General features: G+C 61.7%; 15 protein-coding genes. 14 read left to right on the top strand and 1 reads right to left on the bottom strand.

From position 1 onward, the window contains the following. From AXW67_RS35610 to trbL, 13 genes are all read left to right on the top strand, one after another. The coding region (locus AXW67_RS35610; RefSeq protein WP_145928096.1) for an FAD-dependent oxidoreductase at positions 1–1,206 on the top strand (1,206 nt) is incomplete at its 5' end. 179 nt (positions 1,207–1,385) lie between these two features. After that, positions 1,386–2,810 carry a serine hydrolase domain-containing protein gene (locus AXW67_RS35600; protein WP_161491327.1) on the top strand — a complete coding sequence of 475 codons (1,425 nt, stop codon included), beginning with the start codon at positions 1,386–1,388 and terminating at the stop codon, positions 2,808–2,810. 174 nt (positions 2,811–2,984) lie between these two features. Continuing rightward, positions 2,985–3,467, top strand: a complete 483-nt coding sequence (locus tag AXW67_RS41215) for a transposase (RefSeq protein WP_347336772.1) — start codon at positions 2,985–2,987, stop codon at positions 3,465–3,467. 350 nt (positions 3,468–3,817) lie between these two features. Continuing rightward, complete coding sequence (locus AXW67_RS35595) at positions 3,818–4,942, top strand: hypothetical protein (protein WP_245315817.1); 1,125 nt, start codon at positions 3,818–3,820, stop codon at positions 4,940–4,942. A 51-nt stretch (positions 4,943–4,993) separates the two neighbouring features. After that, positions 4,994–5,170, top strand: coding sequence for an IS66 family insertion sequence element accessory protein TnpB (tnpB, locus tag AXW67_RS45125; RefSeq protein WP_430648746.1), 177 nt, complete (start codon positions 4,994–4,996; stop codon positions 5,168–5,170). Between the two features lie 129 nt (positions 5,171–5,299). Beyond that, positions 5,300–5,551 (top strand): IS66 family transposase, encoded by a 252-nt coding sequence (locus AXW67_RS35585; protein WP_063681668.1) that lies wholly within the window; start codon positions 5,300–5,302, stop codon positions 5,549–5,551. A 228-nt stretch (positions 5,552–5,779) separates the two neighbouring features. Next, positions 5,780–6,748 (top strand): P-type conjugative transfer ATPase TrbB, encoded by a 969-nt coding sequence (gene trbB, locus AXW67_RS35580; RefSeq protein ID WP_082908151.1) that lies wholly within the window; start codon positions 5,780–5,782, stop codon positions 6,746–6,748. A 20-nt stretch (positions 6,749–6,768) separates the two neighbouring features. Beyond that, complete coding sequence (locus AXW67_RS35575) at positions 6,769–7,071, top strand: TrbC/VirB2 family type IV secretion system protein (protein WP_245315819.1); 303 nt, start codon at positions 6,769–6,771, stop codon at positions 7,069–7,071. After that, the gene (locus AXW67_RS35570; RefSeq protein WP_063681665.1) at positions 7,071–7,334 is read left to right on the top strand and encodes a VirB3 family type IV secretion system protein; all 264 of its coding nucleotides are present in this window, start codon (positions 7,071–7,073) and stop codon (positions 7,332–7,334) included. Before AXW67_RS35575 ends, AXW67_RS35570 begins: the two co-directional genes overlap by 1 nt. Before the next feature lie 7 nt (positions 7,335–7,341). Next, positions 7,342–9,768: a conjugal transfer protein TrbE gene (trbE, locus tag AXW67_RS35565; protein ID WP_063681664.1), complete on the top strand. Its 2,427-nt coding sequence runs from the start codon at positions 7,342–7,344 to the stop codon at positions 9,766–9,768. A gap of 11 nt (positions 9,769–9,779) precedes the next feature. Next, positions 9,780–10,511, top strand: a complete 732-nt coding sequence (gene trbJ / locus AXW67_RS35560) for a P-type conjugative transfer protein TrbJ (RefSeq protein ID WP_063681663.1) — start codon at positions 9,780–9,782, stop codon at positions 10,509–10,511. After that, a complete protein-coding gene (gene trbK-alt / locus AXW67_RS41210) occupies positions 10,511–10,915 on the top strand; it encodes a putative entry exclusion protein TrbK-alt (protein WP_082908150.1) in 405 nt (134 codons plus the stop codon). Before trbJ ends, trbK-alt begins: the two co-directional genes overlap by 1 nt. 3 nt (positions 10,916–10,918) lie before the next feature. Then, positions 10,919–12,058, top strand: coding sequence for a P-type conjugative transfer protein TrbL (gene trbL / locus AXW67_RS35555; RefSeq protein ID WP_063681662.1), 1,140 nt, complete (start codon positions 10,919–10,921; stop codon positions 12,056–12,058). Here trbL and AXW67_RS35550 read toward each other — a convergent pair. Next, the gene (locus AXW67_RS35550; protein ID WP_063675747.1) at positions 12,044–13,174 is read right to left on the bottom strand and encodes an IS630 family transposase; all 1,131 of its coding nucleotides are present in this window, start codon (positions 13,172–13,174) and stop codon (positions 12,044–12,046) included. The two genes, trbL and AXW67_RS35550, sit on opposite strands and share 15 nt — an antisense overlap. Before the next feature lie 38 nt (positions 13,175–13,212). On the opposite strand from AXW67_RS35550, the gene AXW67_RS35545 reads away from it, so the two are divergent. Then, complete coding sequence (locus AXW67_RS35545; protein ID WP_063675745.1) at positions 13,213–13,494, top strand: LexA family protein; 282 nt, start codon at positions 13,213–13,215, stop codon at positions 13,492–13,494. The last annotated feature ends 11 nt before the right edge of the window (positions 13,495–13,505 follow it).

Raw genomic sequence — 13,505 nt, 5'->3', positions numbered from 1 at the left:
TATGCCTTGGCGAAGCGCGGCCTAAATGTGGCTGTCATCGACGCGTTATCCGGTCCGGCCGAAATGTGCAGCCGCGCAAATGCAGGTATCATCGCTGTCGGGCATGCAAAGGCCTGGGCGGGACCGGGAGCGCCTGCTGCCATGATCAACGCTTTCGCCGGGCGTGACCCATCGGTGAAAGTAACCCGCCTGACGGATCCAACGCTCTGGCGCTGGGGAGTTGAGTTCCTGCTCAACTGTTCCCCGTCGGCTCATCGCAGGAATACCGACAAGCTGCAACGTTTGAGCCGTTACAGCCGTGATCTCGCTGCCGCCGCCGAAGTCGAGATGAACCTGCCGGCGGAGATCCGGCATCAGGGAGGGCTCTATTTGTTTCAGGATAAGGCGCAGTTCAGCACCTATGTGGCCTCGATCGAGGATCATGGCGACGGCTCCGTCGAGGTATTGGGCCGTGACGCATTGATCGCGCGCGAACCCGGTTTGTCCGGTATGTCTGGCCGGTTAGTTGGCGGGCTGTTCAGTGCAACAGACTCCGTGGGTGATTGCCGGCTGTTTACCCAGCGCACGACTGCCTATTTGAACCAAATACATAACGTAAGCCTGCATTTCAAGACGCGTGTCATAGGGCTCCGTCGCGCCAACAACATCATTGAGGCCGTCCAAACGAACCATGGTGACATACCGTGCGCGGCAGTAATCCTGGCGACAGGTGTCGAAACCTCTGACATAACCCATCCTCTAGGCTTTCGTGCCACTATTTACCCAGTGAAGGGGTATTCCGGCACATGGAAGATCATCGATCCCGCCGGAGTGCCTACAATACCCTATGTCGACGAGACGGAACTACTGGCCGTCGCAACTTACGGCCGAAAGCTCCGCGTGACAGCGATCGCCGAATTTGCGGCGCACGATCGATCTGTTTCGGAAGCAAGCATCTCGCACATAGCTGAATATGTGCGGCAATCCTTCGGGGACGCGGTTGATTTGGAAACACCTGAATTCTGGGCTGGTCTGCGCCCTACCACACCGGCAGGTCCTCCTTATCTGGGCCGAGTTCGCATGTTTGACAATCTTTGGGTCAACGCGGGGCACGGGCAACTCGGCTGGACCATGTCTTTTGGTTGCGGTGAACTTCTAGCGCAGAGAATCACGGGCGAACAGACGTCACTAGAGAATGTGTCGGCCACGGCCTCGTGGCTTGTGTGAATTTCACGGTCATATTTCGCCCTCAAAGCGAACCGCAAGTGGTCTATTCCATCGGTTGCCGAGCTGCGTATCCGCTGGCACATCCCTTGCTTACGTAGATCCTTACTGCCAGTGAGGAAGCCATGTCCTCTGTTGAACATGTCTGTATGTCCATCGCAGCAGGCGCAGGAGATGGACCAGTGTCCGTCACCATCCCGTCAGACGCGAATCGATGCCACTACCAAGGAGATCAGGCCGGCCATAGTCCGGTCGGCATGACTGCCCCTTTGTCCCCGTCTCATCACATCGATCCGGCACTGCTCGATCAGGCCCGTGTGGAGATGGGGTGCGACGGAGTTCCGGGAATCGCCCTCGGCGTCTACCATAACGGCTGCGCCGCGACCGCTGGCCTGGGTGTAACGAACGTGCTGCATCCGCAGCCTGTTGACGGGGACACGTTGTTCCAAATCGCGTCGATCACCAAGACGTTTACCGCCACCGCCGTCTTGCAACTCGTGGAGCAGGGACGACTCAACTTGGACGACACGATCCGCGCGCACTTGCCGGAGTTCACTGTCGCGGACCCGGATGTCTCGACCTCTGTTACCATCCGCGATTGCTTGGTCCACAGCTGCGGCTGGGAGGGAGACTTCTTCGAGGACACCGGCTGGAGCGATGACGCGCTGGCCGCTATGGTCGCCCGGATGGACAAGCTGGTCCAGGTGACGCCGCTGGGTCGGATGTGGTCGTACAGCAACTCCGCCTTCTACGTCCTCGGCCGGATCCTGGAGGTGCTGCACGGCCGCTCCTACGAAGATGTGCTCGATGAGGCGCTGCTCGCACCTCTCGGCATGGACGGCGCCTGCTTCTTCGCCCGCGACCTGCTCCACCGCAAATTTGCCGTCGGGCACGCCGAGCGCGGCGGGCAGACAGTGATCGCGCGGCCGTGGGCGATGCCCCGCTGCGTCAATCCATCGGGCGGCGTGGTCGCCAGCGCCGCGCACCTGATGCGCTACGCACATTTCCAGTTGGACGGCGCTCCGGTGCTTGGCGATGCCATGCGGTTGGCCGCCTTCGAGCCGGCCGGTCCGTCGAGCGACACCCCGGCGATCGGGTTGGGCTGGTGGCTCGACGACAGCGCCGGAGAACGGGTCGTCAGCCACACCGGCGGCGCCAACGGCCAGCCCTGCTCGTTCGCAATGATCCCGTCGCGGCGCTTTGCCCTCGCCGTGCTGACCAACGGCGCTAACGGGTGGATCACAGCGCAGAGGCTATTGGCATGGGCGATGCAGACCTACTTCAGCCTCGCCGCACCCGATCTGCGAGCGCAGCCGCGCGCCGACGTCGACGCTTGGCTGGGTACCTACGAGACCCGCACGGAACGCCGAGTGCTGCGCCGCGAGGGAGAGCGACATGTGCTCGATCAGACGCCACTGAAGCAGTGGCTTGACGGTCTGGATCCGCCCGCTCTACCGCAGCTCGGTACGGAGATCCAGCCGACTGGTCCGGGTGCGATGCTCTTCGCGCCAGGCAAGCGTGCGCAGCGGGTCGGAACCGTCTTGCGCAACGGACACGGCGAGATCCGTTGGCTGCGCGTCAACCGCCGGGCCGCGCTGCGCAAGTGAACCAGAGTGCGCGTCCCGCGCTCGCGCTCCCACTAACCGTAGTAGAGCATCGCCATCGCTGAGTGTGAGCGTCATTCCGCTCCCATCTTCTCTTGACGTTTGTGATGGGCGAGATTTGTGATCTCTTTGAACGGATGGGGTTGTGTCTAAGCTTAACCATACCTTAAGTCGGACGTGACGACGCGCCGGCTGGAAGTGATCGCGGAGACGGGACGACGTCGTTGGTTATCCAAGGACGACAAAGCCCGGATTGTGGAGGAGACACTGGTCCCCGGCGCGGTCGTTTCCGAGATTGCCAGACGACATGGGCTGACACCGCAACAAGTGTTCACCTGGCGCCGGCAGGCGCGCCCAGGCGCCGGCAACGAGCGGATGAGCTGCGATTTGTACCTGCTGTGGTGGACACACCGGCCGCAGCCGTCGACCCGGAGCGCAAGGCACTGCGGATCCAAGGCCAAGCCGGATCTCGGGAGTATCGAGATTGAGGACATGGCACCATCATGGGGCAGGTCGCGACGACGATGCGGTGATGATTGCTGCCGTCGTCAATGCGCTGAAGGCACCCCTGTGATTGGCCCGTCCGGAGCAATCCGGGTAATGGTGGCCACCAGGCCAGTCGACTTCCGAAGGGAATGGAGGGGCTTGCGACGTTCATGAAGGCTGATCGGCTGATCCGTTCTCAGGCGCTGTTTATGTGTTCCGCGCCAAACGGGCCCAACACACGACATTCTGATCGAAGCGCGACAATTGCATATCCGTGGCATCCCCTTTTTGGACGAACGCTTCAAGTCGCACCGTTCCGACGCGGCAAGGAATTGAAGTGCATCTACACGGAGGAACGGCGTGGGTTTAGTCGTGAGGTGCCCAATTGGAATGTGCGACTAGAGCTACTGTGCCGGCATGGCGCTTGGACCTCCGCAGGTCAGTATTGACGGCCTCAATGAACTTGCCGTTGTTGTGAAGCTTCTCGGCACGAATCGGGCTCCGGCGCACGATCCCGTCCTTCGATGAAGAGGGAGAAAGGACGTGCGGAGAAAAAGCCAATATCGCGAGCTCTGCGCGACAATCATCCCGGCTATATCCAGGCCAAGGGGAATGCCCACCGTTATCAATGCCGCGGCGATGACGCCCATGTCGGCGCAGGCTTATGTATCGGCATCGGCGGAGTGCGAGTCGATCGTGCGGTCGCGCTGCAAATCCTCGAGGCCGTCTCCGATCGAGCTGTTGAAGTAGCGATATTGGCGTCCGACCAGGTTGAGCGCTCAAGACAAGAGATCATCGCCGCCGTCGAACGGGAGCTTGAAGTCGCGCGCTACGAAGCGTCTCTTGCCGTACGCCGATACGAGCTTGTGGATCCGGCGAAGCGTCACGTTGCCTGTGAACTCGAGGCGCGCTGGAATGGCGCATTAGAGCGGGTTGCTGAGCTTGAGGGACGGATCAAGGAGCTGCGCGCCGCATCGGCGGAAAGTCCCAAGATCGACCGCGCCCTGCTTCTGCAACTTGCGCATGATCTGCCGCGGGTTTGGAATGCACCGTCCACGGATAACCGCACCAAGCAGCGGCTGGTTCACATCGTGGTCCGAGAGATTGTTTGCGATCTCGATGAGAACACCAATGAGGCGGTTCTGCTCCTCCACTGGACCGGCGGCCGGCACACGGAGGTTCGTGTTGCTCGCGTTAAGACGGGCCGATATCCAGAGGATGTGGTATCCACGGCCGTTGACACACTTCGCAAACTTGCCGGTCGTTGGCCTGATCGAGAGCTCGCCGTGTCGCTCAATCGGATGCGCTGCAAGACCGGCGACGGCGAGACCTGGATGACTGTTCGCGTGCGGGAAATGCGCGAACGCTTGGGCTTGCCGGAATACGATCCCGCATTATCCGACGGCAAAATGATCAGCCTTGCGAAGGCCGCGGCACACTTTGGAATTTGCGTCGGATCAGCAAAGAGCTTGGTGCTGAAGGGCATCTTGCCGGCAACAAAAGCAATCAAGGGCTCGCAATGGTTGGTTCCTGTCGACGTGCTGACTTCGGAAACAGTACGCATAGCGGTGCAACGCGTGATCGAACGCCGCCCGAAAAACTACATTGATTATCAATACGATAGGATGATCCGCCTGCCCGGGATCTGACAAAAGGACGTACAATGAAACGAGCTGTGGGGACCGAATCAAGCTGATCTTTTGGATGGAACGGGTTTGTGCCTGTTCGCCAACCGCCTCGGTGTCTTCCGCTGGCCGAAGATCGAGGACGGAGTGATGCGCCTGTCTGCGGCTCAGTTGTCGGCGTTGCTCGAAGGCCTGGATTGGCGGCTGGTCCGTGAGCCGCGGGAAACGGTAACGCCGACGCAAGCCGGATAGCTGTGGGTCACGCTGTGACGGAGTGAAACAGCAGCATCGAGATCATCGCAAAACGGCAGTGCGGGCGATGTCGCCTACCCAAAGCTTGCTGACCGCGGCGAGGTCGAGCTCGCATTCTGCTAGGTGCACATGCGGCGTAACTTCTACGAACTCGCGGCAGCTGGCGTCGCTCCGATCGCGAGTAAGACCCTCAAGCATATCGCCGCGTTCTATGCGATCGAGAAGGAGATCCGCGGCCGCAGCGCGAAGGAATGCTGTCTCGTGGGGCAGCAGAAAAGCCGGCCGCTCGCCGATCCATTCGAAGGCTGGCTGGGCACCAGCAGGCTCTCATCACCAAAAGAAAGCTCGCCGACGCCATCCCTTGCACGGCGAGCGTCTTGATCCAACCGAATGCCTCCTCGATCCGCTTGGCTGATGCGCGCTGGCTGACGGCGTAGTCGCCGTGCCGGGTCGTTCGCCCGTCAATCGCAGAGCTTGTATTCTCGCGCCTTTTCTTTTCCTACGCCAGCCTACGATCACTATGCGTTCGTCGTTGCAGCATTCAAGGCTCTGCTTTTCTAATCATCCCCATCTGAGGCCACTTGGAGCGCCTCAGTTTTCGGGGCAGCCATGGCAGTTGGGTCCTCTCAGCCGGAGGTTATCTCGCGTGGAGCACGCATGTTGCGTACCGCGCTTGGTCCCGCCATCGCAACCTTTCTGGAAGATCCCTCAATCGTCGAGGTGATGCTCAATCCAGATGGCCGACTCTGGGTCGATCGGCTCTCGGTCGGCTTGACCGACACGGGCGAAAGCCTGTCCGCTTCCGACGGCGAGCGGATCATACGGCTCGTCGCTCACCACGTCGGTGCCGAGGTTCATGGGGGTGCGCCTCGCGTCTCGGCCGAGCTGCCGGAGAGTGGAGAGCGATTTGAAGGTCTCCTGCCCCCGGTCGTTGCCGCGCCGGCATTCGCGATCCGAAAGCCGGCCACAGCTGTGTTCACGCTAGAGGATTATGTCGCCTCGAACATCATGACCACTGAGCAAGCCGGCGCGCTCCGGGCTGCTGTTGCCTCTCGCGCCAACATCCTGGTCGCAGGCGGCACCTCGACCGGCAAAACCACGCTGACGAATGCCCTTCTCGCCGAGGTCGCCAAGACGGCAGACCGCGTCGTTCTCATCGAGGATACAAGAGAGCTTCAATGCAGGGCGCCAAATCTCGTCGCCTTGCGGACCCGGGACGGCGTGGTCTCGTTATCGGATCTCGTACGCTCTTCACTCCGCCTGCGTCCCGATCGTATTCCGATCGGCGAGGTGCGGGGAGTTGAAGCACTTGATCTCCTCAAGGCCTGGGGCACAGGCCATCCCGGAGGGATCGGGACCATCCATGCCGGCACGGCGCTAGGTGCGCTACGCCGGCTCGAGCAGCTCATCCAGGAAGCCGTGGTCACGGTGCCCCGGGCGCTGATTGCCGAAACGATCAACGTCATTGCAGTTCTTGTCGGCCGCGGCGCCGATCGCCGCCTCGCCGAGCTTGCTCGCGTTTCGGGCCTTACGCCCTCCGGTGACTACAGCCTTTCAGCAATAGGAGATCAATCATGAGCTTTCGCTCGCCTCGTAACATGGGCATCACTGCAATCACGGGATTGGCCCTTGTTTGCACCACTGCGCTCCCAGCTTGGGCTGCCGGCTCGAACATGCCCTGGGAGCAGCCGCTGAACCAGATCCTGCAATCGGTTGAAGGCCCGGTGGCCAAGATTCTCGCGGTCATCGTCATCATCGTGACCGGGCTGTCCTTGGCATTTGGCGACACTTCCGGGGGATTTCGCCGGCTGGTTCAGATCGTGTTTGGGCTCTCGATCGCGTTTGCCGCCTCGAGCTTCTTTCTGTCGTTCTTCTCATTCGGCGGCGGAGTCGTGATCTGATGGATGGCCCTGTCGCAGGTTTTTCCGCGCCCGTCCATCGGGCGCTAACCGAACCGATCCTGATGGGTGGTGCGCCGCGGTCAGTCGCGATCCTCAACGGGACCTTGGCGGCCGCACTCGGCTTAGGCTTACGGCTCTGGATCGCGGGACTTCTGCTCTGGTTCATCGGCCATATGGCGGCCGTCTGGGCGGCCAAGCGCGATCCCGACTTCGTCGAGGTGGTGCGGCGGCACGTCCGCATTCCCGGTCATCTGAACACGTGAGTTGCCCATGATGAATCTTGGCGAATACCGACGCTCAAACACACGTCTTGCCGATTTTCTGCCTTGGGCCGCGCTGGTCGACGAGGGGGTCGTCCTCAACAAGGATGGCTCGTTTCAGCGTACGGCGAGATTTCGCGGACCCGATCTCGATAGCGCGGTGCCGGCCGAACTTGTCGCCGTGGCCGGCCGCTTGAACAATGCGTTGCGCCGTCTCGGGTCCGGCTGGGCGGTGTTCGTCGAGGCCCAGCGCCATTCTGCCGGGGCGTATCCTCCGAGCACCTTTCCCGATGTGGCGTCTGCGCTGGTCGACGCCGAGCGCAAGGCTCAGTTCGAAGAGGAGGGCGCTCATTATGAATCGAGCTACTACCTGACCTTTCTCTATCTACCGCCGGCCGAAAGCGCCGCGATGGCGGAGCGGCTCATTTACGAGGGTGGCAACCGGACGACCGGCGCGGACTCGCAAGAAGCCTTGGGCGGCTTTGTCGACCGGACCAACCGCGTCCTCCAGCTCGTCGAAGGGTTCATGCCGGAATGCGCCTGGCTCGATGACGAGGCGACGCTCACGTACCTTCATTCCACCATCTCGACCAAGCGGCACCGGGTCCGCGTCCCCGAGATCCCTATGTATCTGGATGCCTTGCTCGCCGATCAACTGCTGATCGGCGGTCTCGAACCGATGCTGGGTCACGCCCACATTCGGGTTCTGACCGTGGTGGGATTTCCAAGTGTCACGACGCCTGGGATCCTTGATGATCTGAACCGTCTGGCATTCCCCTATCGTTGGTCGACCCGCGCAATCATGCTCGACAAGGCCGATGCGATAAAGCTCCTCACAAAGATCCGGCGCCAGTGGTTCGCCAAGCGCAAATCGATCGCGGCGATCCTGAAGGAGGTGATGACCAACGAAGCCTCGGCTCTGCTTGATACGGACGCGCACAACAAGGCGATGGATGCCGACGCAGCTCTCCAGGAGTTGGGCTCAGATCAGATCGGAGAAGCCTTTGTCACGGCGACCGTGATCGTCTGGGATACCAATCCGCGACTTGCCGACGAAAAGCTACGGCTCGCCGAAAAAGTCATCCAGGGCCGCGACTTCACCTGCATGACGGAAACCGTCAATGCGGTGGAGGCCTGGCTCGGCAGCCTGCCTGGACACGTCTATGCCAATGTCCGCCAGCCGCCGGTCTCGACCCTTAACCTTGCCCACATGATCCCGTTGTCGGCCGTGTGGGCCGGGGAGGCGAGAGACCATCATTTCGCGGCGCCGCCGCTCTTCTTTGGCAAGACGGAAGGATCAACCCCGTTCCGGTTTTCCCTGCATGTCGGTGATGTCGGGCACACCCTTCTTATAGGGCCGACCGGCGCCGGCAAGTCCGTTCTCCTGGCGCTGATGGCGCTGCAGTTCCGCCGGTATCCCGGGGCACAGATCTTTGCCTTCGATTTTGGCGCCTCGATCCGGGCGGCCACGATCGCAATGGGCGGGGACTGGCATGATCTTGGAGACGGTACGAGTGGAGAGTCGTCCGACCCCGTTGCGCTTCAGCCGCTCGCGAGAATCGATGAGGCCGGCGAACGCGTCTGGGCGGCGGAATGGATTGCCACAATCCTGTCCCGCGAGCGGATCGAGATCACGCCTGAGGTCAGAGAGCACATTTGGTCTGCGCTGACGTCGCTGGCCTCGGCGCCGACCGCCGAGCGCACTCTCACGGGCCTGTCGGTCCTTCTTCAGTCCAACAACATCAAGCGGGCGCTGCAGCCCTATTGTCTGGGCGGAACATATGGTCGCTTGCTCGATGCGGAAAGCGAGCGCCTCGGCGGCGCCGCCGTCCAGGTGTTCGAGACCGATGGGCTGATCGGGACTGCGGTTGCCCCTGCCGTCCTTTCCTATCTGTTCCACCGGATTGAGGATCGCCTTAACGGCCGGCCGACCCTCCTCATTATCGATGAGGGCTGGCTCGCGCTGGACGATCCCCACTTTGCCGGCCAATTGCGCGAATGGCTCAAGACCCTTCGCAAGAAGAACGCCTCTGTCGTATTTGCGACCCAGTCGCTTGCCGACATTGACGGTTCACTCATTGCGCCGGCGATTATCGAAAGCTGTCCGACCCGGATCCTGCTGCCCAATGACCGCGCGATCGAGCCGCAGATTGCGGCCATCTACCGCCGCTTTGGGCTCAACGACCGGCAGATCGAGATCCTGGCCCGCGCAATACCCAAGCGCGACTACTACTACCAGTCCCGCCGGGGCAATCGCCTGTTCGAGCTTGGTCTGGGGGAGGTCGCGCTCGCTTTCGCTGCCAGCTCCTCCAAGCCTGACCAGGCTCTGATTGACCGGGTCCTGGCCGAGCATGGCCGGGAGAGCTTCGTGACGGCTTGGCTCAAAGCCCGTGACCTTTCTTGGGCCTGCGAGCTCATTCCGCAACTTGCAAAATAAGGGACCTTCCAATGAGACGCCTCACTCAGCTCGTGGCAGCGAGCTTGATTGCTGCTGCCCTGATCCAGTTGCCGCGAGACGCCAGCGCACAGTGGATCGTGTTCGATCCCAACAACTACGTGCAGAACGTTTTGACCGCCGCGCGCGAATTGCAGCAGATCAACAACCAGATCACCTCGCTGCAAAACCAAGCCTTGATGCTGGTCAACCAGGCACGAAACCTGGCGAGCCTGCCGTACTCATCATTGCAGCAACTTGAGCAGTCGATCGCACGGACTCAAGGCTTGCTCAGCCAGGCGCAAAGAATCGCCTACGATGTCGGGCAGATCGATCGCGCGTTCTCGTCCACCTACGCACCAGCCTCCACCAGCCAGCCAGACCAGGCGTTGATCGCCAACGCGCAAACCCGCTGGCAGAACGCTGTCGCCGGTTTGCAGGACGCCATGCGCGTGCAGGCGAGCGTCGTCGGCAATCTCGATACGATCCGTAGCCAGATGTCGGCGCTGGTGACCGCAAGCCAGGGCGCTACCGGGGCGCTGCAGGCAGCTCAAGCCGGCAATCAGCTGCTCGCCCTTCAAAACCAGCAGCTTGCGGATCTGACTGCGGCGATTGCCGCGCAGGGGCGTGCTCAGACCTTGGAGCAGGCCCAGCGCGTGGCAGCCCAGGATCAGGCCAAAGAGCAGCTCAGGCGTTTTTTGACGCAAGAGGGGTATCAGCCGACAACCGTGCGGATGTTTCACTGATGTTGATGAAATGGCTCGAACGGCTCCCAATGACCGTCGCGGTGACCCTTGCCGTCCTGGTTGTTGCCGCTTGCGCGATTCGGCTGCGTGATGGCCAAGATCAGGACCAAGGCCCAGCGGCGATCGCGCAAGGATCTGACCCGTCGGATGCAAAGCTCGAGCAATGTCGGACGGTCCGATACGAGCAGAAAGATGTTCTGCTCGAATGCCGGAAGCTCTGGGCGGAGAAGCGCCGTGAATTCTTCAGCACGGGGAGCGGATCTTCGGCCTCTCGCAGTCACGGATCAGAACCACAGTCACCATCGACGATGCCCGGGAAGGATGAGAGCCGCCTGCCGTTACCCGGAAAGGATGAAAGCCGGCTGCCGTCCGGCTTCCCCCCGATGCCCGATAGGAGCGAGTGAGCGATGGGCGGCACGGGCATCATTGACCAATTCCTGGAAACCTTCACCCGCTACATCGATTCCGGGTTCGGGCTGATTGGCGGCGAGGTCGGATATCTCGCAACCACCCTTGCGGCAATCGACCTCACGCTGGCCGGCCTGTTCTGGTCCTGGGGTGCTGATGAGGACATCATCAACCGGCTGGTCCGGAAGACGTTGTTTGTCGGCGTCTTCGCCTATCTGATCGGCAATTGGAATAGCCTTGCCCGTATCGTGTTCGAGAGCTTCGCCGGTCTTGGGCTGAAGGCCTCCGGCAGCGGCCTTTCGCCGGCGGACTTCTTCAGGCCGGGAAAGATCGCCCAGGTCGGCCTGGACGCCGGACGGCCGATTCTGGACGCGATTTCGGGGCTAATGGGCTATGTCAGCTTCTTTGAGAATTTCGTTCAGATCACGGTCCTCTTGTTCGCCTGGATCGTGGTGCTGCTCGCCTTCTTCATCCTGGCCATTCAGCTCTTCGTCAGCCTAATTGAGTTCAAGCTGACGACGCTCGCCGGTTTCGTGCTAATTCCCTTTGGGCTGTTCGGCAAGACTGCGTTTGCCGCCGAGCGGGTGCTCGGCAACGTCATCTCCTCTGGCGTCAAGGTCCTGGTGCTTGCGGTCATCGTCGGCATCGGATCGACGCTGTTTGGCCAGTTCACGGCCGGCTTCGGAGGCAACCAGCCGACTGTGGAGAACGCGATGGCGCTCGTGCTGGCTGCCTTGTCCCTCCTCGGCCTCGGAATCTTCGGACCCGGCATCGCCAACGGCATCGTCTCCGGCGGCCCGCAGCTCGGCGCCGGCGCCGCCGTGGGCACGGGTCTCGCTGCCGGAGGACTTGTTGCCGCTGGAGCCGGTCTTGCTGCAGGTGGAGCTGCATTTGCCGGCGGCGCAATCGGCACTGCGGCAAGGGGGGCGACAGCAATCGCGAGCGGAGCCTCCAGCGCGTTTCGGGCGGGTGGCATGTCCGGTGTGGCCGAAGCGGGCGCCTCAGCTGCGACAAGTCCTTTGCGCGCGATTGCGGCGCGGCTTGGCGGAGGCGGCAGCGCAGCGTCCGATGTCACCCACGGAAGTGCGTCAGCATCTAACACTGATGGTGCACCTAGTGGTTCATCACAGTGGTTTTGACTCTTTGGCGGCAACTGGATAGGCGCGACCGAGTTTGGCGCGGGCTTTGTCGGTTGTGAACATCCATTTGATGCGGTCTCGCGCCTTGTTTCGCTGCCGTTGCCATGCTGCGATTTCTTTTCGAAGCCTTTTGGGATCGTCGATGCGACGGCCGAGACACTGGCGCTGCAGCACGCTGATCTCGCACTCGACCATATTGAGCCAGCTGGCGTGTTTCGGGGTGTAGTGGAACTCGAGGCGGCGCAGGATGCGACGGGCCTCGGCAGGCGCAAATGCCTGATATAGCGCGCCGGCCGTATGAATCGACAGATTGTCCTGCACCACACGGATGCAGGCGGCATTGGGATAGTGGACGTCGACGAGTTCGCGCATGCAGTGCGCGTAGTCGACCGCGGCGCGGTGGTCTGTAACCTTGACATTGCGCCAGCCGCGATGCGGATCGAAGGTGACGAAGAGATTGACGGTACCGTTGCGGCGATATTCGTAATCGTAGCGCTCGCGCTGTCCCGGTTGGGCAGGGATCGGCTGGCGTACCTCGCCGATCAGCTGGACTGGGGTCTCGTCGAAGCAAACCAGGGGCCGCTCGGGATCCGGCGCCTCGGCGTAGAGATCGAGCACATCCTCCATCCGGGCGACGTATTCGCCGTCGACATGAGGAATGCACCACATATCCCGGCGCCACGGCTTGAGGTCGTTGTCGGCCAGCCGGCGGCGCACGGTCTCGCCCGACAGGCTGGCGTGATCGGTGAGCTTGACCATCGCGTCGGCCAGCAATGTCAGCGTCCAGCGTTTGCGGCCGGCGGGCGGCTTGGCGCATGCCGTCGCCACCAGCAGGGCCTCTTCCTTGCCTGTCAGCTTGCGTTCCGCGCCCGGACGCGGCTCCTCACTCAAGGCCCGCTCCAGATTGCCTTCTACGAAACGGCGTTTGGTCCGGCCGACGGTGGAAAGGCTGACCCGGACGGTTCGGGCAATCTCCGCGTCGCAGCTGCCTGAATCGGCCGCCAGCACAATCTGAGCCCGTTTGAGTTTGCGGGCGGAATGCGTGCCGCCGCCGAGCATTGCCGTCAGTTCGTCCCGCTCGGCTTGGCTCAATTCGACCCGATAACGTACATTCATGCTTCGCCTCCTTGTCGGAGGCCGGGACGAATCCAGCTATGAGTCAAAAATCAGGCGCGCACTTCACCGAGAAGCAGGGACACTATCTCGCTTTCATCCATACCTACTCGTACATGTTCGGACAGCCGCCCGCCGAGGCCGACATCCAGCGGCATTTCCGCGTCAGCCCGCCGTCAGTCCACCAGATGATCCTCACCCTCGAACGCAACGGGTTCATTCGTCGCCAGCCCGGCGTCGCTCGAAGCATCGAGATCCTCTTGCCACCCGAAAAGTTGCCTATCCTCGGATGGCTCGGTATCAAAACGTCAAAATCACTGTGATGAACCACTAG

Origin of the sequence: Bradyrhizobium neotropicale (assembly GCF_001641695.1) — a bacterium.
Lineage (GTDB): Bacteria > Pseudomonadota > Alphaproteobacteria > Rhizobiales > Xanthobacteraceae > Bradyrhizobium > Bradyrhizobium neotropicale.
Note: the sequence above shows the minus strand (reverse complement) of the source record. Positions and strands in the feature narration are given on the sequence as shown.

What these genes read in the sequence shown, in the direction of transcription:
- AXW67_RS35595 (WP_245315817.1), top strand. Translation starts at nt 3,818, where the DNA reads ATGAAGAGGGAGAAAGGACGTGCGGAGAAAAAGCCAATATCGCGAGCT.
- AXW67_RS35585 (WP_063681668.1), top strand. Translation starts at nt 5,300, where the DNA reads ATGCGGCGTAACTTCTACGAACTCGCGGCAGCTGGCGTCGCTCCGATC.
- trbB (WP_082908151.1), top strand. Translation starts at nt 5,780, where the DNA reads ATGGCAGTTGGGTCCTCTCAGCCGGAGGTTATCTCGCGTGGAGCACGC.
- AXW67_RS35575 (WP_245315819.1), top strand. Translation starts at nt 6,769, where the DNA reads ATGGGCATCACTGCAATCACGGGATTGGCCCTTGTTTGCACCACTGCG.
- AXW67_RS35570 (WP_063681665.1), top strand. Translation starts at nt 7,071, where the DNA reads ATGGATGGCCCTGTCGCAGGTTTTTCCGCGCCCGTCCATCGGGCGCTA.
- trbE (WP_063681664.1), top strand. Translation starts at nt 7,342, where the DNA reads ATGATGAATCTTGGCGAATACCGACGCTCAAACACACGTCTTGCCGAT.
- trbJ (WP_063681663.1), top strand. Translation starts at nt 9,780, where the DNA reads ATGAGACGCCTCACTCAGCTCGTGGCAGCGAGCTTGATTGCTGCTGCC.
- trbK-alt (WP_082908150.1), top strand. Translation starts at nt 10,511, where the DNA reads ATGTTGATGAAATGGCTCGAACGGCTCCCAATGACCGTCGCGGTGACC.
- trbL (WP_063681662.1), top strand. Translation starts at nt 10,919, where the DNA reads ATGGGCGGCACGGGCATCATTGACCAATTCCTGGAAACCTTCACCCGC.
- AXW67_RS35550 (WP_063675747.1), bottom strand. Translation starts at nt 13,174, where the DNA reads ATGAATGTACGTTATCGGGTCGAATTGAGCCAAGCCGAGCGGGACGAA.
- AXW67_RS35545 (WP_063675745.1), top strand. Translation starts at nt 13,213, where the DNA reads ATGAGTCAAAAATCAGGCGCGCACTTCACCGAGAAGCAGGGACACTAT.